This window comes from Micromonospora sp. WMMC264, from assembly GCF_027497275.1.
GTDB lineage: Bacteria > Actinomycetota > Actinomycetes > Mycobacteriales > Micromonosporaceae > Micromonospora > Micromonospora chalcea.
Map to the genome: position 1 here is coordinate 2,568,548 of NZ_CP114907.1, position 19,092 is coordinate 2,587,639.

Annotated in this window: 21 protein-coding genes; 14 read left to right on the forward strand and 7 right to left on the reverse strand. The window is 74.4% G+C overall.

Annotation, left to right across the window (positions count from 1 at the left end):
• The first annotated feature begins 6 nt into the window (after window positions 1-6).
• Window positions 7-903: an arginase family protein gene (locus tag O7542_RS10905; protein WP_281606154.1), complete on the forward strand. Its 897-nt coding sequence runs from the start codon at window positions 7-9 to the stop codon at window positions 901-903.
• Here O7542_RS10905 and O7542_RS10910 read toward each other — a convergent pair.
• Entirely contained in the window at window positions 900-1,313 is a 414-nt protein-coding gene (locus tag O7542_RS10910) for an NUDIX domain-containing protein (protein WP_043324225.1), read from the reverse strand. The two genes, O7542_RS10905 and O7542_RS10910, sit on opposite strands and share 4 nt — an antisense overlap.
• Before the next feature lie 147 nt (window positions 1,314-1,460).
• On the opposite strand from O7542_RS10910, the gene O7542_RS10915 reads away from it, so the two are divergent.
• Window positions 1,461-2,402, forward strand: a complete 942-nt coding sequence (locus O7542_RS10915; protein ID WP_281606155.1) for a sugar phosphate isomerase/epimerase — start codon at window positions 1,461-1,463, stop codon at window positions 2,400-2,402.
• A 73-nt stretch (window positions 2,403-2,475) separates the two neighbouring features.
• The gene (locus tag O7542_RS10920; RefSeq protein ID WP_281606156.1) at window positions 2,476-3,096 is read left to right on the forward strand and encodes a class I SAM-dependent methyltransferase; all 621 of its coding nucleotides are present in this window, start codon (window positions 2,476-2,478) and stop codon (window positions 3,094-3,096) included.
• A gap of 25 nt (window positions 3,097-3,121) precedes the next feature.
• Here O7542_RS10920 and O7542_RS10925 read toward each other — a convergent pair whose 3' ends face one another.
• On the reverse strand, window positions 3,122-3,631 hold the full coding sequence (locus tag O7542_RS10925) for a pyridoxamine 5'-phosphate oxidase family protein (protein WP_281606157.1): 510 nt from the start codon (window positions 3,629-3,631) through the stop codon (window positions 3,122-3,124).
• A 39-nt stretch (window positions 3,632-3,670) separates the two neighbouring features.
• Entirely contained in the window at window positions 3,671-4,693 is a 1,023-nt protein-coding gene (locus O7542_RS10930) for a LacI family DNA-binding transcriptional regulator (protein ID WP_064446046.1), read from the reverse strand.
• Between the two features lie 104 nt (window positions 4,694-4,797).
• On the opposite strand from O7542_RS10930, the gene O7542_RS10935 reads away from it, so the two are divergent.
• The 9 genes from O7542_RS10935 (at window position 4,798) to O7542_RS10975 (ending at window position 13,479) form a co-directional block, all read left to right on the forward strand.
• A complete protein-coding gene (locus O7542_RS10935; protein WP_281606158.1) occupies window positions 4,798-5,949 on the forward strand; it encodes a Gfo/Idh/MocA family oxidoreductase in 1,152 nt (383 codons plus the stop codon).
• Window positions 5,946-7,109, forward strand: coding sequence for a dihydrodipicolinate synthase family protein (locus O7542_RS10940; protein ID WP_281606159.1), 1,164 nt, complete (start codon window positions 5,946-5,948; stop codon window positions 7,107-7,109). The genes O7542_RS10935 and O7542_RS10940 overlap by 4 nt, the downstream gene beginning before the upstream one ends.
• Window positions 7,106-7,945: a sugar phosphate isomerase/epimerase family protein gene (locus O7542_RS10945; protein ID WP_104113130.1), complete on the forward strand. Its 840-nt coding sequence runs from the start codon at window positions 7,106-7,108 to the stop codon at window positions 7,943-7,945. Before O7542_RS10940 ends, O7542_RS10945 begins: the two co-directional genes overlap by 4 nt.
• 74 nt (window positions 7,946-8,019) lie before the next feature.
• Window positions 8,020-9,186 (forward strand): SGNH/GDSL hydrolase family protein, encoded by a 1,167-nt coding sequence (locus O7542_RS10950; RefSeq protein WP_281606160.1) that lies wholly within the window; start codon window positions 8,020-8,022, stop codon window positions 9,184-9,186.
• A gap of 64 nt (window positions 9,187-9,250) precedes the next feature.
• The gene (locus O7542_RS10955; RefSeq protein WP_104113132.1) at window positions 9,251-9,835 is read left to right on the forward strand and encodes an RNA polymerase sigma factor; all 585 of its coding nucleotides are present in this window, start codon (window positions 9,251-9,253) and stop codon (window positions 9,833-9,835) included.
• On the forward strand, window positions 9,832-10,644 hold the full coding sequence (locus tag O7542_RS10960) for a zf-HC2 domain-containing protein (RefSeq protein WP_209961750.1): 813 nt from the start codon (window positions 9,832-9,834) through the stop codon (window positions 10,642-10,644). The genes O7542_RS10955 and O7542_RS10960 overlap by 4 nt, the downstream gene beginning before the upstream one ends.
• Before the next feature lie 74 nt (window positions 10,645-10,718).
• Window positions 10,719-11,513 (forward strand): ABC transporter ATP-binding protein, encoded by a 795-nt coding sequence (locus O7542_RS10965; RefSeq protein WP_281606161.1) that lies wholly within the window; start codon window positions 10,719-10,721, stop codon window positions 11,511-11,513.
• Window positions 11,513-12,868: a hypothetical protein gene (locus O7542_RS10970; protein ID WP_281606162.1), complete on the forward strand. Its 1,356-nt coding sequence runs from the start codon at window positions 11,513-11,515 to the stop codon at window positions 12,866-12,868. Before O7542_RS10965 ends, O7542_RS10970 begins: the two co-directional genes overlap by 1 nt.
• Window positions 12,865-13,479 (forward strand): hypothetical protein, encoded by a 615-nt coding sequence (locus O7542_RS10975; protein ID WP_281606163.1) that lies wholly within the window; start codon window positions 12,865-12,867, stop codon window positions 13,477-13,479. Before O7542_RS10970 ends, O7542_RS10975 begins: the two co-directional genes overlap by 4 nt.
• A 50-nt stretch (window positions 13,480-13,529) precedes the next feature.
• Here O7542_RS10975 and O7542_RS10980 read toward each other — a convergent pair whose 3' ends face one another.
• Genes O7542_RS10980 through O7542_RS10990 form a run of 3 tightly spaced genes read right to left on the reverse strand, consistent with a single transcriptional unit; the run spans window position 13,530 to window position 16,936 of the window.
• Entirely contained in the window at window positions 13,530-15,479 is a 1,950-nt protein-coding gene (locus O7542_RS10980; RefSeq protein WP_281606164.1) for a beta-propeller domain-containing protein, read from the reverse strand.
• A gap of 48 nt (window positions 15,480-15,527) precedes the next feature.
• A complete protein-coding gene (locus tag O7542_RS10985) occupies window positions 15,528-15,824 on the reverse strand; it encodes a MoaD/ThiS family protein (protein WP_030502317.1) in 297 nt (98 codons plus the stop codon).
• Window positions 15,821-16,936 carry a sialidase family protein gene (locus O7542_RS10990; RefSeq protein ID WP_104113139.1) on the reverse strand — a complete coding sequence of 372 codons (1,116 nt, stop codon included), beginning with the start codon at window positions 16,934-16,936 and terminating at the stop codon, window positions 15,821-15,823. The genes O7542_RS10985 and O7542_RS10990 overlap by 4 nt, the downstream gene beginning before the upstream one ends.
• A 162-nt stretch (window positions 16,937-17,098) precedes the next feature.
• Between O7542_RS10990 and O7542_RS10995 the strand changes: the two genes are divergently transcribed.
• Window positions 17,099-17,509: an MmcQ/YjbR family DNA-binding protein gene (locus tag O7542_RS10995; RefSeq protein ID WP_043324249.1), complete on the forward strand. Its 411-nt coding sequence runs from the start codon at window positions 17,099-17,101 to the stop codon at window positions 17,507-17,509.
• Between the two features lies 1 nt (window position 17,510).
• Here the strand turns inward: O7542_RS10995 and O7542_RS11000 are convergent, their stop codons facing one another.
• On the reverse strand, window positions 17,511-18,047 hold the full coding sequence (locus O7542_RS11000) for a GNAT family N-acetyltransferase (protein WP_064446059.1): 537 nt from the start codon (window positions 18,045-18,047) through the stop codon (window positions 17,511-17,513).
• Between the two features lie 108 nt (window positions 18,048-18,155).
• On the opposite strand from O7542_RS11000, the gene O7542_RS11005 reads away from it, so the two are divergent.
• The gene (locus tag O7542_RS11005; protein WP_281606165.1) at window positions 18,156-19,034 is read left to right on the forward strand and encodes an alpha/beta hydrolase; all 879 of its coding nucleotides are present in this window, start codon (window positions 18,156-18,158) and stop codon (window positions 19,032-19,034) included.
• The last annotated feature ends 58 nt before the right edge of the window (window positions 19,035-19,092 follow it).

The following is a 19,092-nucleotide window of genomic DNA, read 5'->3' on the forward strand; positions in this document are numbered from 1 at the left end:
GGGGCGATGGATCATCGTCAGTGGACGGTCGTCGGCGCGCCGTCGAGCGCCGGCGCGCACACCCCGGGTGTCGAGCGCGCCCCGGCCGCCCTGCGCGCCGCCGGCCTGCTCGACCTGCTGCGCGACGGGGCGGACGTCGAGGACTGCGGTGACGTGCCGGGCTTCCGGTGGCGGCCCGATCCGGCGTACCCGAGGGGGCAGAACGCGGGCGCGGTGGCCGCCGTCGCGTCGGCGGTGGCCGACCGGGTCGCGGGCGCGCTGGGCCGGGGCCGCGTGCCGCTGGTGCTCGGCGGCGACTGCACCGTGACTGTCGGCCTGGTCGCCGGGTGCGCGCGGGCCGGGATGTCGCCCGCGCTGGTGTACGTGGACGGCGGCCCGGATCTCTACACGCCGGTGACCCGCGCGAACGGCAACCTGGATGCGATGGGGCTGGCGCACATGCTGGGCCTGCCGGGGACGCTGCCTGAGGTGGCGGGCATCGGGCCGGTGGTGCCGCTGCTGTCGCCGGAGCGCGTGGTGGTGTACGGGGATTCGCTGCCCCGGGGTGACCACGAGCGGGAGCTGGTGGCGGAGCTGGGGCTGGCGTACGTGCCCGCCGATGAGGTGCACGCCGACGCGCGGGCGGCGGCGCGCCGGGCCCGGTCGGTGGCCGAGGCCGCGGCCGAGGCGTTCGTGGTGCACTTCGACGTGGACGTGCTGCGTTTCGTGGACGCGCCGCTGGCGGACGTGCCGGAGCCGTCCGGGCTGAGCCTGGACGAGGCGGCGGTGACGCTGGCGGAGCTGGTGGCGAGCCCGCGCTTCGCCGGGTTGTCGGTCACCGAGATCAACCCGCACCATCTGCCGGACGACGAGCTGCTCCCCCGGTTCGCCGGTGTGTTCGCCGGGGCGCTGACCGAGGGCTAGGCGGTCTCCGCGAGGTGCAGCGGCAGCACCTTCGCCGCGCTCACCGCCAGGTCGCGGTCGAGCACCTCGTCGCGGGGCACGAAGACCATCGCCTGTCCCTCGCCGAGCACCACGTCCTCCTGGCGCGCGTCGGTGGTGCCGCGGAAGACGTACACGGTGACCGTGTGCGCAAAGCCGTCCTCGTGCGGGCGGGGACCGCTCCACAGCAGGTGCAGCTCCCCGGCGGTCAGCCCGGTCTCCTCCAGTAGCTCGCGCCGGGCGGCCTGCTCCGGTGTCTCGCCGGGTTCGATGCTGCCGCCGGGCAGGCTCCACTGGTACGGAGACACCGGCGCGTTGCCGTCGCGGTGCTGCATGAGGATCGCGCCGGTCCGGTCGACGAGCAGGACGAGGGCGACGTCGTATGCGGCCACTCCCCGAGCCTGCCACGCGGCACCGGCGACACGCAGCCCCCACTTTCCGCAGCATCGACCGAAAGTTCGATTCAGAGCACCAGAAGCCATAGACATATCGACATAGCTTTTGTAGCGTCAGCGCACAGGCGACGAAGGAGTGCGACCATGTGCTACGGACATGACGGACACGCCGCGCTGCAACAGTCACTTGACCGGCGTGGCCTGCTGCGCGGCTCCCTGGCGGCGCTCGCCGGGATCGGGCTCGCCACCGGGCTCGGCGCGACGGCCGCCCAGGCCGGCGGGCACCACCACGGCCGGCGCCCGGTGCCGAAGGAGATGATCAGCCTCCAGCTCTGGACGGTCCGCGACGCGCTCAACGGCTCCCCCGGCTACGACGCGACGCTGGCGCACCTGGCCCGCATCGGCTACCCCCGGGTCGAGCTGGCGCTCGGCTACTTCGGCCGTACCGCCCAGGAGTTGCGCCGCTTCCTGGACGGCATCGGCATCAAGGCCAGCTCCAGCCACGACGGCATCGCCGCCGACGCCGCCGGGCTGGACCAGAAGATCGCCGACGCCCGTACGCTGGGCCAGCGGTTCATGGTGGTGCCGTACCTGAACTCCGACCGCGAGGACGACTGGAAGCGCTGGGCGGAGCAGATGAACGTCGAGGCCGCCGCCGCGCGCAAGGCGGGCCTGCGGTACGGCTACCACAACCACGCGCACGAGTTCACCATCGACTTCGGCAACGGCCGCCGGCCGTGGGACGTGCTGACCGAGGAACTCGACCCGCGACTGGTGCACCTGGAGATCGACATCTACTGGGCGGTCACCGGCGGCATCACCTCCGGCGACGGCGTCGCCGACCCGGAGGGCTTCACGCTCGACGTGATCCGCTCGGCGCCGCAGCGGGTCCTGCAGTACCACGTCAAGGACCGCGACCCGGCCACCGGCGACATGGCCGACCTGGGCACCGGGATGATCGACTTCGCGCGGATCTTCCGTGGGCACCAGGTGCTGGAGTACATCGTGGAGAACGACACGCCGGACGTGACGCCGCAACGGACCGCTGAGGTCGGCTACCGCTACCTGCGCCGCCTGCGGTTCTGACCCCCGGCGGGGCACGGACGGCCGCCGGGCGTGACACGCTCGGGGGTGGCCGCGCCGACCGAGGGGGTACGCGATGACCGACGAGCCGGACGACGTCCACTACGACCGCCTCTACCGGGACACCGAACGGCCGCCGTGGGAGATCGGCGGTCCGCAGCCGGCGCTCGCCGAGGTTCTCGACACCGGGGTACGCGGGCCGCGCGTGCTCGACGTCGGCTGCGGCACCGGGGAGTTGGCGCTCGCGCTGGCCCGCCGCGGTCTCGACGTGACGGGTGTCGACATCTCGGCGGTGGCGATCGGTCAGGCGCGGGCCCGGGCCGCCGAGGCGGGACTGCCGGCGCGTTTCGAGGTGTGCGACGCCACGGCGATCCCGGTGCCGCCGGCGCCGTACGACTCGGTGTTCGACTCCGGGCTGCTGCACTCGCTGGACCGGCGGGGCGCCGCCGTACGCGACTACCTGGCGCTGCTGCCGCGCCTGACCGCGCCCGGCGGGGCGGTGTTCGTGCTGGCGGTGTCGCCGGAGGCGGGCCAGGGCTGGGGTCTGGACGCCGGCACGCTGCGCGCGGCGTTTCCGGAGCCGCTGTGGTCACACGTCACGGTGGAGCGGATCGACGTGCTGGCCCGGGTCGAGGGCGCGGACCTGCGGCTGGCCGGCAATCTGCTGCGCGCCAACCGCTCCCCCGTCGGTCCGTAGCGGGACCGGCGCACAGTGGGCGGCGTCAGCGGCGCCAGTGCTGACGTGGGGCGTAGCCCTCGCGGCGCAGCCAGTGTTCGGTGTAGACGATTCGGTCGGCCTCGATCACGACGAGCGGGTCCTCGGGCGGCTCGGCCAGTGACCGGCCGCGCTCGGCGTGTTCGCTCTCCCAGCGGAACGCGGCCCAGTGGTGGGCCCGGTCCGGATGCTCCGGCCCGAGCACCCGGGCGGTGCCGAACACCTGCGCGCCGCGGCTGCTGGCCAGCCCGACCAGCGGCGCGAAGACGCCGACCGACACGCGCGGGTCGGCGGCGATGTTGCGCATCTTCGGCGAGCGCGGCGCGGCGGTGAACATCAGCGTGAAGCCGAGCGGGTAGTAGCGCACCGGCGTGGCCAGCGGGCCGTCCGGCCCGACTGTGGCGAGCACGCACATGTTCTGCGACGACAGCAGGTTGAGGATGCGTTCGGCGAGGCGGTCCCGGTCCAGCTTCCTCGTCGGCGCCGGCCCGGTCAGCCAGGGGTTCGTCAGCGGCACGGGGCATCCTCGATCATGACGGCACCCTACCGGCCGGGTTCAGGCGCGGGCCGGCGCGGTGCTGGCCCGCAGCACCACCTCTGCGGGCAGGCGGGTGATCCGCCGGCGGCGGCCCGGGTTCTCGGTGAGCGCCAGCTCCATCGCCTTCTCGCCGAGCTGGCGCAGCGGCAGCGCCACTGTGGTCAGCGGTGGGGTGAGGTCGCGGACGATCGGGATGTCGTCGAAGCCGGCCACCGAGATGTCGCCGGGCACGGACAGCCCGTGGTCGCGCAGCGCCGCGTACGCGCCGACGGCCATCACGTCGGTGAGCGCGAACACGCAGGTGGCGTCGAGGCCACGGCCGAGCAGCTCGGTCATCGCCTGGTAGCCGCCGTCACGGGTGAACTCCGCCTCGGCCACCGCCGCCGGGGACAGCGTCACGCCGGCGGCGGCCAGCTCGTCGCGGAACCCGCCGAACCGGTCGGCGACGGTGGTGAGCTCGGACGGGCCGGAGAGCACGGCGAAGCGGCGGTGCCCGAGGCCGAGCAGCGCGCGGGCCAGCGCGGCGGCCCCGGCCCGGTTCTCCGGCAGGACGCTGTCGACCTTCAGGTTGCGGTGCCGGCTGACCACGGCGACCCGGCCGCCGCCGTCGAGGTAGGGCGTCAGCTCGGCGGCCAGCGCGCGGTCCCAGCGCGGGTCCTCGAAGCCGGAGCCGATGAGCAGGATGGCCGGGGCGCGTTCGGCGCGCAGCATCGACACGTACGCGATCTCGCGTTCCGGGTCGCGGAACGTGCTGGCGAGCATGACCAGCAGGTCGTTGTCGGCGGCGACCCGCATCACGCCACCGGCGACGGCGGCGAAGTAGGGGTCGGTGACGTCGTGGCAGATCACGCCGACGCTGCGGTGCGACGCGCCGGCCAGCGCGCGGGCGTGGGCGTTCGGGGTGTACGCGAGCCGCGCGGCGGCGGCCAGGACGCGGTCGTGCAGGTGCGGGGTGACCCGCCGCCCGTTGAGCGCCCGGGAGGCGGTGGCCAGTGAGACGTCGGCCGCTCTGGCCACGTCTTCCAGCGTCACGTGCGGCATCGATGAGTCTCCCTGCGGAACGTCTTGACCCGGTGTTCCGGCGTGGCTACGGTAGCACCCTGAAAGCGCTTACTGAAAGCGCATTCAGCGCTGGGAGGGGCACAGTGGAGCGCACACCCGTCGGGATCATCCTCAACGGCGTCACCGGGCGGATGGGCTACCGGCAGCACCTCGTCCGGTCCCTGCTGGCCATCCGCGACCAGGGCGGCGTGCCCGCGCGCGACGGCAGCCGGATCTGGCCCGAGCTGACGCTCGTGGGCCGCGACGCGGGCCGCCTGGCCGAGATCGCCGAGCGGCACGGGCTGTCGGCGTACACGACCGACCTGGACGCGGCGCTCGCCGACGACGCCCACCAGATCTACTTCGACGCCCAGGTGACCGCCGCGCGGGAGAAGGCGATCCGGGCGGCGATCGAGGCCGGCAGGCACGTCTACACCGAGAAGCCGCTCGCCGAGGACTTCCTCGCCTCGCTGGAGCTGGCCCGGCTCGCCGCCGCGAAGGGCGTCCGCAACGGCGTCGTACAGGACAAGCTGTTCCTGCCCGGCCTGCGCAAGCTCAAGCGGCTGGTCGACGGCGGCTTCTTCGGCCGGATCCTGTCGGTGCGCGGCGAGTTCGGCTACTGGGTGTTCGAAGGCGACTGGCAGGCCGCGCAGCGTCCGAGCTGGAACTACCGCGCCGAGGACGGCGGCGGCATCACGCTGGACATGTTCCCGCACTGGCACTACGTGCTGGAGCAGATCATCGCCCCGGTCACCGCCGTCACCGCCGTCACCGCCACGCACATCCCCGAGCGCGTCGACGAGAACGGCGGCCACTACCGCGCCACGGCCGACGACGCCGCGTACGGCATCTTCGAGCTGGCCGGCGGCATCGTCGCGCAGATCAACTCCTCCTGGGCGGTCCGCGTGCACCGGGACGAGCTGGTCGAGTTCCAGGTCGACGGCACGCACGGCAGCGCTGTCGCCGGGCTGCGCGACTGCCGCATCCAGCACCGGGGCGTCACCCCGATGCCGGTGTGGAACCCCGACCTGCCGGTCACCGAGCCGTTCCGCGCGCAGTGGCAGACAGTGCCGGACAACGGCGAGCACGACAACGCGTTCAAGGTGCAGTGGGAGGCGTTCCTGCGGCACGTCGTCGACGACGAGCCGTTCCCGTGGGACTTCCTCGCCGGTGCGCGCGGCGTGCAACTCGCCGAGGCCGGGCTGCGCTCGGCCCGCGAGGGGCGGCGGGTGACGATCGAGGAGATCCCCCGGTGAGCACGCAGATCACGCTGCCGGCGCCGGACGGCGGCTCCGAGAAGCTGACGCTACGGGAGCCGCCCGCCTGGCAGCGGCCGTCCGCGCCGCCGGCCAGCCGGATCGCGTACGCGGCCGCGCACGTCGTCGCCGACCCGTACGCCGACAACTCCCCCGGCCGCCCGGCGGGCCTGGACTGGGACGCGACGCTCGCGGTGCGGCGCGACCTGTGGTCGTGGGGGCTCGGCGTGGCCGAGGCGATGGACACCGCGCAGCGCGGGATGGGGCTGGACTGGACGGCCACCCGCGAGCTGATCCGGCGCAGCGCCGCCGAGGCCGCCTCCTGCGGCGGGCGGATCGTCGCCGGGGTGGGCACCGACCAGCTCACCGGCGTCCCGCGCACGCTCGACGAGGTCGTCGCCGCGTACGCCGAGCAGCTCGCGGTCGTGCAGGGGTACGGCGCCACGCCGGTGCTGATGGCCAGCCGGCACCTCGCCGCGCTCGCCACCGGCCCGGAGGACTACCTGCGCGTCTACGAGCGGGTGCTGCGGGAGGCCGGCGCGCCGGTGGTGCTGCACTGGCTCGGCGACATGTTCGACCCGGCGCTGTCCGGCTACTGGGGCTCGACCGACCTGGACGAGGCCACCGCCACGTTCGCCGCGCTGGTGCACGCCCACGCCGACCTGGTCGACGGCGTGAAGGTGTCGCTGCTCGACGCCGGGCGGGAGGTGCGGCTGCGGGAACTGCTGCCGCCGACGGTGAAGGTCTACACCGGCGACGACTACCACTACCCGGAGCTGATCGAGGGCGACGGGAAACGGTTCAGCCACGCGCTGCTCGGCGCGTTCGCGGCGATCGCCCCGGCCGCCTCCGCCGCGCTGGCCCGGCTCGACGCGGACGACAGGGCCGGGTTCCGGGCGATCCTCGACCCGACGGTGCCGCTGTCCCGGCACCTGTTCGCCCCGCCGACGCCGTACTACAAGACCGGCATCGCGTTCCTGTCCTGGCTCAACGGCCGACAGCCCGGCTTCACCATGGTCGGCGGCCTGCACGGCGGGCGCGGCGTCCCGCACCTGGTCGAGGCGTTCCGGCTGGCCGACGCCGCCGGGCTGCTGCTCGACCCCGAGCTGGCGGCACAGCGGATGCGCGCGTACCTGGACGTGGCGGGCGTGCCCGGATGAGCGCCGATCCCCGGCTGGCCCGGCTGTCGCTCAACCAGCGCACCACGCAACGCTGGTCGGTGGCGCAGGCGGTCGACGGCTGTGTGCGCGCCGGCATCCCGGCGATCGGGCTGTGGCGCGAGCCGGTGGCCGAGATCGGCGTACCGGCCGCGGCGCGGCTCGTCACCGACGCCGGGCTGCGGGTGTCGTCGCTGTGCCGGGGCGGGTTCCTCACCGCCGCCGACGACGCTGGACGGGCCGCGGCCCTGGCGGACAACCGGCGCGCGATCGACGAGGCCGCCGCGCTGCGCGCCGCCTGCCTGGTGCTCGTCGTCGGCGGGCTGCCGCCCGGCTCCCGTGACCTGGCGGGCGCCCGGCAGCGGGTCGCCGACGCGCTGGCCGAGCTGGCCCCGTACGCGGCTGCGCGCGGGGTACGCCTCGCGCTGGAGCCGCTGCACCCGATGTACTGCGCCGACCGGGCCGTGCTGTCCACGCTCGGGCAGGCCCTCGATGTGGCCGAGGCGTTCCCGGCCGAGCAGGTCGGCGTCGTGGTGGACACGTTCCACGTCTGGTGGGATCCGGACGTGTGGCGGCAGATCGCCCGCGCCGGGACGCGGATCGCGAGTTTCCAGATCTGTGACTTCCTCACCCCGCTCCCGGCCGACGTGCTGCTGGGGCGCGGCATGATGGGCGACGGGCACATCGACTTCCCGCCGCTGCGCCGCGCGGTGGAGGCCGCCGGATACTCGGGCGACGTCGAGGTGGAGATCTTCAACGCCGAGGTGTGGGCCACCGACCCGGACCAGGTGCTCGCCACCATGACCGCCCGGTACGTGGATCTCGTGCTCACCGACTGACTCAGTGTCATGAGTCCGGCCTGTCGGATAAATCAGGTGGCCGGTCCCCCGGATCCGGGGGCAGGATCGGGATCATGGCATCCCCGCACCTCACCACTCCGATCACCTCCGACCTGCTGCGCGGCGCGCTCGACCTGGAACAGACCGCCGACGGGGTGCTGCCGCACCGGCTGCCCGCGTGGGCCCGGGCGCAGAACATCGACCCGCAGCTGACGACGGCGGAGGCGATGCCCTCGGGCGTACGGCTGGTGTTCCGCACCCGCGCCACCACCGTCGAGCTGGACGTGCTGCCGATGAAGATGGTCTACCGGGGCACCGGGCCGCGTCCCGACGGCCGCTACGACCTGGTCGTGGACGGCCGCCTCGCCGGTCAGGCCACCGCCGGTGGCGGCAAGGTGCTCACCATCGACCTGGCCACCGGCACGTCCGGCATCGAGCCGGGCCCGGTCGGCACGGTGCGCTTCACCGACCTGCCCGCCACCGACAAGGAGGTGGTGATCTGGCTGCCGCAGCGGGAGATCACCGAGCTGGTGGCGCTGCGCACGGATGCGCCGGTCGAGCCGGTCGACACGGGTGACCGCCGGGTTTGGCTGCACCACGGCAGCTCGATCAGCCACGGCTCGGACGCGGAGAGCCCCACCGGCACCTGGCCGGCGGTGGCCGCCACGCTGGCCGGCGTGGAGCTGGTCAACCTGGGGTTCAGCGGCAGCGCGCTGCTCGATCCGTTCACCGCCCGCGCGATGCGCGACACCCCGGCCGACCTGATCAGCGTCAAGATCGGCATCAACGTGGTGAACGCCGACCTGATGCGTCTGCGGGCGTTCGGCCCGGCCGTGCACGGCTTCCTGGACACCATCCGGGAGGGGCACCCGGACACGCCGCTGCTCGTCGTGTCGTCGATCCTGTGCCCGATCCAGGAGGACACGCCCGGCCCGGGCGCTGTCGAGTTCATCGACGGGAAGGTGCGGTTCCGGGCCACCGGCGACCCGGCCGAGGTGGCATCCGGCCGGCTCACGCTGCGCGTCATCCGCGCCGAGCTGGCCCGGATCGTGGCGTCCCGGGCCGGCGCGGACCCGAACCTGCACTACCTCGACGGGCTGGACCTGTACGGCGAGGCCGACTACGCCGAGCTGCCGCTGCCCGACGAGCTGCACCCCGACCCGGCCGCCGACCGGCTTATCGGCGAGCGGTTCGCCGCGCTGGCGTTCGGACCGAAGGGACCGTTCGCCGCCGCGCAGTGACGGACACCCGCCCACGGCGCGGTGTGACCCAGGTCACGCCGCGCCGTGATCCGTCGGAGGGGCCATGAACGACCATCTAGGCGTGGGAGGAAGCAAACAGGACGAGGAGCGGCTGCTGCGGCGGGTCGCACGCGGCGATCTCGACGCGTTCGACGAGCTGTACCGGCGTACGTCGCCGTGGCTCGCGATCCGGCTGCGGCGGCGCTGCGCGGACGACGGCATCGTCGCCGAGGTCCTCCAGGACACGTACCTGACGGTGTGGCGGGCCGCCGGCTCGTTCTCCGGCATCCGGCGCTCCGGTGGATCGGACGCGCCGGGCGGCTCGGCCGCCGGCTGGATCTGGACCATCGCGGCCCGGCGCCTGGTCGACGCGCTGCGCCGCCGCGCCCGCGTCCAGGAGGTGCCCACCGACGTGCTTCCGGTACGCAGCGCGCCGGCCGCCGAGGACGAGGCGCTCGCCGGGTCGTTCGGCTCGGAGGTAGGAGCCGCGCTGGACGCGCTGGCCCCGGAACTGCGGGCGGTGCTCGCCGCGATGGTCCTGGACGGACTGACCGTCCGGGAGACATCGGTCCTGCTGGGGGTGCCGGAGGGCACCGTGAAGAGCCGGGCGCGGCGTGCCCGCAACGCGCTACGGGAGGCACTGGCATGACCGCTCACGTTCCCCCGCCGGCACTGGTCGCGTACGCGGCGGGCAGCCCCGACGACGCCGCCGCCTGGACGATCGAGGTGCACCTGGAGGGCTGCGCCGAGTGCCGCGACCGGCTCGGCGAGCTGGCCGCGCCGCCGCTGCGGGCGCTGCTCGGCGACGCCCGGGAGGCGATCCTGGCACAGGCCCGCACCGGGCCGCGACCGGTGCCCCGGCGACCGCTGCGACGGTGGTGGCTGCGCTGGACCGACTGGTCGCTGCTGGCCTGGGCGGCGATGACGTGCACGGCGATCCTCGCCGCGGTGCTGCTGGACCGCAACTACCCCGAGCAGCCCTCGACGGTGCTGCTGCTCGCGCCGGTCGCGCCGCTGGCCGGGCTCGCGGTGGCCTGGTCCCGACGCGCCAATCCGAACTGGGAGGTGGTCGCCGGCACCGCCCGCGCCGGGCTGGAACTGCTGCTGCGCCGTACCCTCGCGGTTCTGCTCCTGGTCGCGCCCGTGCTCGCGGTGGCCGGGCTGGCGGTCGGCCGCAACCCCGCGCTGTGGCTGCTGCCCTGCCTGACGTTCACCGCGGCGACGCTGCTGCTCGGCAGCCGCGTCGGGGTGCCGCTGGCCGCCGCGCTCCTCGGGGGCGGCTGGCTCGCAGCGGTCGCGGCCATGTCGTTCACCGGCGCCGCCGACGCGGCCCGCGCCGCCGCCACGACCGAGGCCCTGCTCCGGCCCGCGACCATGCCCGCCTGGGCGGCGGCCGCCGTCGTGCTCACCGTGCTGACCACGCTGCGCGCCGAACACCTGCGGCGGCCCGCCGGCTGACGCCGGCCCCCCGGAACCACGCCACGGCGCCCCGCCGGCGCCGCGGACGACCCTGCCCCGAGAAGGAGACGACATTGGTACGCGCAGTGAGCGCCGACGAGGTGGCGCCGACCCGGCACGCCTGGCGGATCGAGGCGGTGGGACTGTCGGTGAAGGCCGGACGGCACCTGGCCGTCGACAACCTCGGCCTGACGCTCGGCACCGGTGTGCACGGGCTGCTCGGCCCCAACGGCGCCGGCAAGAGCACCCTGATGCGCGCGCTCGCCACAGTGGTCAAACCGCACGGCGGCACGCTGCGGCTGCTCGGCGCGGACGCCGCCACAACCCGTGAGCTGCGGCCGATGCGCCGCCGGCTCGGCTACCTGCCGCAGCAGTTCGGCTACTACCCCCGGTTCACCGTCCGGGAGTACGTCGAGTACGTGGCCTGGCTGCGGGAGATGCCGGCCTCGGCGGTGCCGGGCGCGACCCAGCGGGCCATCGACCGGGTACGCCTCACCGACCGGGCCGACGCCAAGCTCAAGTCGCTGTCCGGCGGCATGCTGCGCCGGGCCGGCATCGCCCAGGCGATCGTGAACGAACCGGACCTGCTGCTGCTCGACGAACCGACAGTCGGCCTGGACCCGGAACAGCGGGTCGAGTTCCGTGAGCTGATCCGCGAACTCGGCGCGGACGCCTGCGTGCTGGTCTCCACCCACCTGGTGGAGGACGTGGTGGCGGCCTGCTCCGACGTCATCCTGATGGACCAGGGCACCCGCGTGTTCCAGGGCCTGCCCGCCGACCTGGTCCGCCACGGCGAGACCGGCGGTGTCGGCGACAGCCCCGCCGAGCGCGGCTACTCGTACCTCCTCCAGCAGCACCGGAGCGCCTGATGATCCGACAGGTACGCGTCGAACTGCGCCGCTCCAACGCGCCGACCGTGGCGGTCCTGCTCCTGATCATCGGGATCCTCGGCGCCGCCAGCATGTACAGCTTCTGGCAGGGACAGTGGCTGCGGTTGGGCTACGTCCACTCCTCCGGCATGTTCCTCCTGATGCCCCTGTCGCTGGCCGGTGGCGCGGTACTGGGCCGCCGGGACCGGCGTACCCGCGCCGACGAGCTGATGAACAGCACCGGCCGGCCCCGCTGGCAGCGCGCGCTGCCCGCGATGACCGCGCTCGGCGTCGCCGTCGCGGCCGCGCACCTGCTCGTGCTCGCCGGCGCCGGCGCGGTGGTCGCCTTCGACGGCGCCTACCTCGGCGTACGCGGACTCGCCGGGCCCCTGACCGACGTGCTGGTGCTGGTGGGCGCGGCCTGGGTGGGGGTGGCCGTCGGCCGGCTGTGGTCCTCGCCGCTGCTGCCGCCGCTGCTGGCCGCCGCCGGCCTGGTCGCGCAGGAGGGCACCGCCATGCTCGGCGGTCCGGGCAGCACCAGCCGGCTGTCGAACGCCTCCCTGATGATCTCCTGGCCGCCGGACACGCCGTGGGAGACGCTGTCCGACCGGCTGCTGCTCAGCCGCCTCGCGCTGGGCGTCGGGCTGGTCCTCGCCGGGCTGCTGCTGGCGGCGGGCCGGTCGTGGCCGGTCCGGGCCGGGGCGCTCGCGAGCCTCGCCGGGGGCGTGGCGGGTCTCCTGCTGATCGGCGTGCCCGGCCCGACCGGGATCTGGCAGCTCGATCCGGACGCACGCCGCTTCGTCTGCGCCGACGGCACGCCGCAGGTGTGCGTCACCGCCGTCAACGCGCACCTGCTGCCCGAGATCACTCCCGAGGCCCGCCGAGGGCTCAAGGCGCTGGCAAAGCTGCCGAACGCGCCGGCCCGCGCGGTGGAAGTGCGGCTGGACACCGTCGGCAGCAACGACAGCGAGCAGTGGCACCGGCCCAAGCCGGCACCCGGCACCGTGCAGTTCCTCCTGGAGGTCGACCCGGACACCGGCCAGGCCGCCGACGTGGCAGAGCGCATCGCCCTGGGCGGCGGCACCATGTGGTACGGCTGCGGGCGCAGCGGCGACGACATCGCCCCGGCGATCGCCGCGGCCTGGCTGCTCGACGCCGAGACGGTGCGGCTGTGGGACTCCTGGACCGGATACCGGTACGCCGACGAGAAGCAGGAGGAGATCCGGGACGGGGTGCGGCAACTGCGCGCGCTGCCCGAGCCGGAGCAGCTGCGGCGCATCACCGCGCTGCGGGACGCCGCCGCGCGCTGCGAGCCGGACCTGATGCCGGCGCTCACCGGACGGGCCGCGCCGTGACCCGCTGGCTGCCGCTGTACGTGCGGTCCCGCCGGCTACCCGCCGCCCTGGCCGGATCCGCTATCGCGGTCGCCGTGATGGCCGTCGCCTGGTCCGGCTTCACCGACCGCCCCGAGGTGCCCGCCGGCCTCGCCGTGCTCACCACCGCGCTGGCGGTCGCGCCGCTCGGGCCGACGCTCGCCGGCAACGACCCGGCGCTGGAGCGCACCGCCGCGTGGCAGTGGGCGCCGCGCCGGGCCGGGCACCTGCTCGGGTACGGCGTGGTGGTGGTCGGTCTGCTGGCCGCCGCCCGCGTTCTCGGCGCCGACTTCGGGCCGCTGGACGTGCTGGCCCGCAACACGGCCGGGCTGATCGGGCTGGTCGGCCTCGGCGCGGCGCTGGCCGGCGCCCGGGCCGCCTGGCAGGCGCCGACCGCCTGGGCCGCCATGGCGTCCTTCATGGCCGCGCCGGGCGGGCCGGAATGGCGGCAGGCGGCGCTGTGGATGGCGCAGGAGCCGGGCAACCGGATCGCCGCGGTCACCGCCACGACGTTCCTCCTCGGCGGCGTCGTCGCGTACGCGGCGCGGGTGGGACCGCAGGTGGCGGCGGCCGAGGCGGCGCTGGAACAGTGACGTGCCGGGCCTCGTCGCGCGCCCACGCGCGCGGCGAGGTCCGGCCGATGTCAGGTCAGCGGCACCCAGGCCAGGGTGGTCATGCCGGCCAGGGCGGTCGCCTTGAGACCGGCGTCGGAGAGCGTCCAGAGCACACCGTCGATCATCAGTGAGCGGCGGATCGGCGTCCGCTCGCCGCCGTCGGCCAGGCTCCCCGGATGGTCCACCGCGCCGGCCACTGTGAATCCCTTGTCGCCGAGCCGCAACGCCAGCACACCACCGAACGGCGGGCGCTTTGTGCCGTCGGGCCCATCGGTGTCCACGCCCGACTGCATCACCGGGATCACCACCAGCCGCTCCGGCGGCCAGTAGAGGAACGCGTGCGGGTCGTGCTCCGCCTCCGACCAGCCACGGGCGACGTGGTGCTGGGCGATCCGGGTGGGCCGGGCCGGGTCGGCGACGTCGAACAGCGACACCTGGGTGCCCGTCACCTGCCCCTCGTCAGTGGCGTCCTGGCCGACGCCGATCAGGCGGCCGTCGCCGGCCGGGTGCAGGTACGCCGAATACCCGTTGATCTTCAGCTCGCCGGTCACCCGGGGCGCGGCCGGGTCGCGCAGGTCCACGCCGTACAGCGGGTCGGTCTGCCGGAACGTGACCACGTATCCGGTGCCGCCGACGAACCGCACCGCGAAGATCCGCTCGCCCTTGCCGAGGCCGGTGACCGCGCCGACCCGCTTGAGCGTGGGACCGTCGGCGCGCAGCACGTAGACGCCGGACTGGGAGGACCTCTCCCGCCTCCACGTGTCGCCGGTGGTGGTGGCGACCCGCAGGTGACCGTCCCACTCGGACAGCGCGTACTGGTTGATCAGCCAGCCGGGCACCGACCCGGCGGCGACGAAGCGCGGCGTGCCCGCGGCGGTGTCGAACTGATAGATCTCGGTGCTGACGTCGCGCGCCTCCGGTGACGCGGCGCGCCACGTCCGCCAGCGCTGGTCGGCGGCGACGTAGAGGCGTCGACCGTTGCTGTACACGGTGTCGCCGTCCGCGAACACGGTGACCGGGTCACCGGCGCCGAGCGCGGACGCGGCCAGGTCGAAGCTGAGCACGGTGAGCGTCGAGGCGGCGGAGAAGCCGGCCGGCCGGCTCACCCGGTCGCAGCCCACCCGACCGCTGCCGACAGTGCGGACACTGTCGCGGATCTCGTAGCGGGGCAGCCAGTCGTCGAGCGTGGCCTTGTCGACGACCGCGCGGTTCGCGGCGATCCGCTGCGCGTCGGTACGCTCCCCCGGCTGCTGCGGAAACTCGAGCCGGTGACCGGAACTGATCACGATGCGGGCGGTCGCGCCGACCTGCCGTGCGTCGACCATCCGGCCGTCGACCCGGTACTCGCCGACGACGCGCGGCGCTGCGGCGAGGTCGACCAGGACCAGCCGGGCCTGCCCGACCACGCCGGGTGCGGGACGCCGACCGGGCACCGTGGACTCTGGGACCCTTCCGGCGCGCAGCAGCACGAGCGCGCGGTCCCCGTGCAGCAGCAGGCTGCCCTCCTGCCCGGAGAACCGGTCGGCGGCCGGATCGAGCGCCAGCCGGCCGGTCTGCCGGCGGGTCGCCGGGTCGACGACCGTCAGCACGCCCCGGCCGTACGTGACGATGCGCCGGCCGTCGGTCTTGACCAGGTCCGGCTCGTCCACGCCGGCCTCGTGCACGTTCGTCCCGGAGAAGTCCGGAGTGGACGCCGGCCCGGCCGCCTTCTGGGCGCCGCTGTCGGCCCCGGCCTCCGCGCCGAACCGGAGCAGGTCGCGGCCCGGCCCGAGACCCCACGGTCCCACCGCCGCCCGAGCGGCCGCCCGGATCTGCCGTAGCGCCTCGTCGCAGGAGTCGAACGCGACGAGCCGCAACCCACCGGCCGGAACGGGCCGGCCGGTGGGCGGCGGATCGGCCGACGGTGACGCGGTGCAGCCACCGAGGGCCAGCGCGGCGGCCAGCGTCCATCCGATCGTCCGGAATCTGCGAAAGGTCATGGGCCGTCAGACGTGGCCGCGGCGAGCACGGTTCCCGGCCGAACGCGCTCAGCCGCCGGCCATCGCGCCGAGCACGATGAACGGCTCCTTGCCCTTGACGACCTCCTCGGGCAGCGGCTCGTCCGGCGACTCGTTCGACAGGTCCAGCTCACAGGCGTAGAAGCGGACGAACGGCCGGCGCTTCCCGCTGTGCCGGTCGCGGATCGTGCCGAGCAGCATCGGGTACGCGGCCTCCAGCGCGTCGAGCACCTCCCGCTGGGTCGGCGGCCCGGCCACCTCGACGCGTACCTCGCCGGTGACGTGCGCCAGGTTCTTCAGGTGCGCCGGCAGCACCACCCGGATCACGGCAGCACCTGGACCTCGACCGAGAGCACGCCCGGCAGGTCCCGCACGATCGGCGCCCAGGTGTCGCCGCCGTCGGCCGAGTGATAGACCTGACCGCCGGTGGTGCCGAAGTAGATCCCGCAGGGGTCGAGCGTGTCGACGGCCATCGCATCGCGCAGCACGTTGACGTAGCAGTGCGACTGCGGCAGCCCTTCGGTCAGCGGCTCCCAGTGCTCACCGCCGGTACGGCTGCGGTAGACGCGCAGCTTGCCCTCCGGCGGGTAGTGCAGCGAGTCGCTGGTGATCGGCACCACGTAGACCGTCTCCGGCTCGTGCGCGTGCACCGCGATCGGGAAGCCGAAGTCCGTCGGCAGGTCGCCGCTGATCTCCCGCCAGTTGCCGCCGGCGTCGTCGGTGCGCATGACGTCCCAGTGCTTCTGCATGAACAGCGTGTCCGGCCGGGACGGGTGCTGGGCGAGGCGGTGCACGCAGTGCCCCACCTCGGAGTCGGTGTCGGGGATCTCGCCGGAACGAAGTCCCTTGTTGATCGGCAGCCAGCTCGCGCCGCCGTCGTCGCTGCGGAACGCGCCCGCCGCCGAGATCGCGACGTAGATCCGGTCCCGGTCGGCCGCGTCGAGGATGATCGTGTGCAGGCACATCCCGCCCGCGCCGGGCTGCCAGGACGGGCCGGTCGGGTGCTGCCGCAGCGCGGTCAGCTCGGACCACTTCTGGCCGCCGTCGGTGGACAGGTAGAGCGCGGCGTCCTCACCGCCCGCGTACACGGTGTCGGGGTCGTGGCGGGACGGCTCCAGGTGCCAGATCCGCTTGAACTCCCACGGGCGCGGGGTGCCGTCGTACCAGAGGTGCTGCCCGACCTCGCCGCTGTAGGCGAAGTCGTTGCCGACTGTCGTCCAGTTCCGGCCGCCGTCGTCCGAACGCTGGATCAGCTGCCCGAACCAGCCGCCGGACTGGGACGCGTAGAGCCGGTCCGGTTCGACGGGTGAACCTGTGAGGTGGTAGATCTCCCATCCGCCGAAGTGCGGTCCGTCGACGGTCCAGTCGTCGCGCTTGCCGTCCGACGTCAGAATGAACGCGCCCTTGCGCGTGCCGACAAGTACCCGTACGCCGCTCATGTCTCGTCCTCCATCCAGGTGTCTTCCCTGCACTGACCGCGGGCCTCGCCGAAACTCATCGTCGTGGTACTCCCAGGCTTGACATTTCTCCGCCGGACGCGCGGCGACCGGGCGCCACGCCGGTACGGCGGGAATGTCGGGGGCTGCGGCTAGCGTGCGGGCATGACCGGTCCCGGAGACGTTCCGCCCGAGCACCTCGACCGCCTGCGCCCGGTCTGCCTCGGCCTGCCCGACGCCTACGAGGAGCCGGCCTGGGTGGGTGTGCGGTGGCGCGTGCGCGGCCGCACGTTCGCCCACGTGCTCACCGTCGACCCCGGCCACCAGGCCGCGTACGCACGGGCCGCGGCGACCGACGAGCCGGTCTGCGTGATGACGTTCCGCTCCCCCGGCGACGAGATCGCCGGGCTGCTCGCGGCCGGGCCGCACTTCTTCAAGCCGGACTGGGCCGCCGACGTGGTCGGCCTGCGACTCGACGCGGACACGGACTGGACCGAGGTCGCCGAGCTGCTCACCGAAAGCTACTGCGTGCTGGCCCCGAAGAAGCTGGTCGCCCTCGTCGACCGGCCCGGCTGAATCAGCCGAGCTTCTTGCGCAGCGTCTCGAACGCCAGGTCCGGCCGCAGCGGCACGCCGAAGCGTTCATCGCCGTACGGGAACGGGCTCAGCTCGCCGGTGCGGACGTAGCCGCGCCGCTCGTACCAGGCGATCAGGTCGTCGCGCTGGACGATCACGGTCATCCGCATCTCACCGGCATGCCACTGCTGCGTCGCGTACCGCTCGGCCTCGGCCAGCAGCTCCCGGCCCAGGCCGCCGCCCTGCCGGCCGGGGGCCACCGCGAACATCCCGAAGTAGACGTGGTCGTCGCGGCGTTCCAGCTGGCAGCAGGCGAGCAGGTCACCGTCCTGCTCGGCGACCAGCACCACGCCGTCCGGGGCGGTGACCGCCGAGGCGACCATGTCCGGGTCGGTGCGCTGCCCGGCCAGCAGGTCCGCCTCGTGGGTCCAGCCCTGCCGGCTGCGCTCACCCCGGTACGCCGACTCGATCAGGTCGACGAGGGCGGCCACGTCGCCGGGGCGGGCGACCCGGACGGTACGGGATGCGGGGCTGGTCATGGCGGTTCTCCACGGTCGCGGCTGCGTACCTGGTCAGCGTACGCACGCGGGCGTCGCGGCCGGCGGCCGGGACCACGGGGCGGGACGGCTGGTGGTTCACTGCCCGGCATGGAGACGACGATCGGCACGGCGGGCCTGCCCGCGGTCCTCGACCTGCCGGCCGCGCCGGTACGGGGAGGCCTGGTGGTGCTGCACGGCTCGCACGCCGGGCAGCGTTCCCACTTCCTGTACGCGCACCTGGCCCGGCTGCTGCCCAGGGCCGGGATCGCGGTGCTGCGCTACGACCGCCGCCCCCGCGTCGACGGGCACGACGTGCCGCTGGCCGACCAGGCCGACGACGCCTCCGCCGCGCTCACCGAGCTGCGCCGGCACGTCGGGGCGGTCCCGGTCGGGTTGTGGGGGTTCAGCCAGGGCGCGTGGGCGGCGGCGCTGACCGCCACCCGGCACCCGGTCGACTTCCTGGTTCTGGTCGGGTGCAGCGGGGTGAGCCCCGCGAGGCAGATGCGCTACGGCACCGCTGAGCAGTTGCGCCGGCACGGGTACGGGCCGGCCGACGTGGTGGAGCTGACCCGGCTGCGCGCGCTCGCCGAGGACTACCTGCGCGGCGACGTGCCACGCGCGGTGGCGCAGGCGGAGCTGGACGTCGCCGTGCGCCACCCCTGGTTCCCACTGGCGTCCCTGCCCGAGGAACTGCCCGCCACGCCCGGCACGTGGACCGACATGGACTACGACCCGGCGCCGGTGCTGGCGCGGCTGACCTGCCCGGTGCTGCTCTGCTGGGGCGAGACGGACGCCTGGATCCCGATCGAGGACAGCCTCGAGGTGTGGCGGCGGACGGCCCGCGACGCCGAGCTGACGGTGGCCCGGCTGGCGGGCTGCGACCACGCGCCCACGCTCGGCGAGGGTGAGGACCTGGACAGCGTCAGCCCGCAGTACGAGCGGGTGCTGTTGGGCTGGCTGGACCGCCTGCTGCCGCCGGCCGGCTGAGCGGGCTGCCGGTTCCGCCTCCAATTCTCCGCGCGCCGCGCCGCCGCCGACGGCTAGC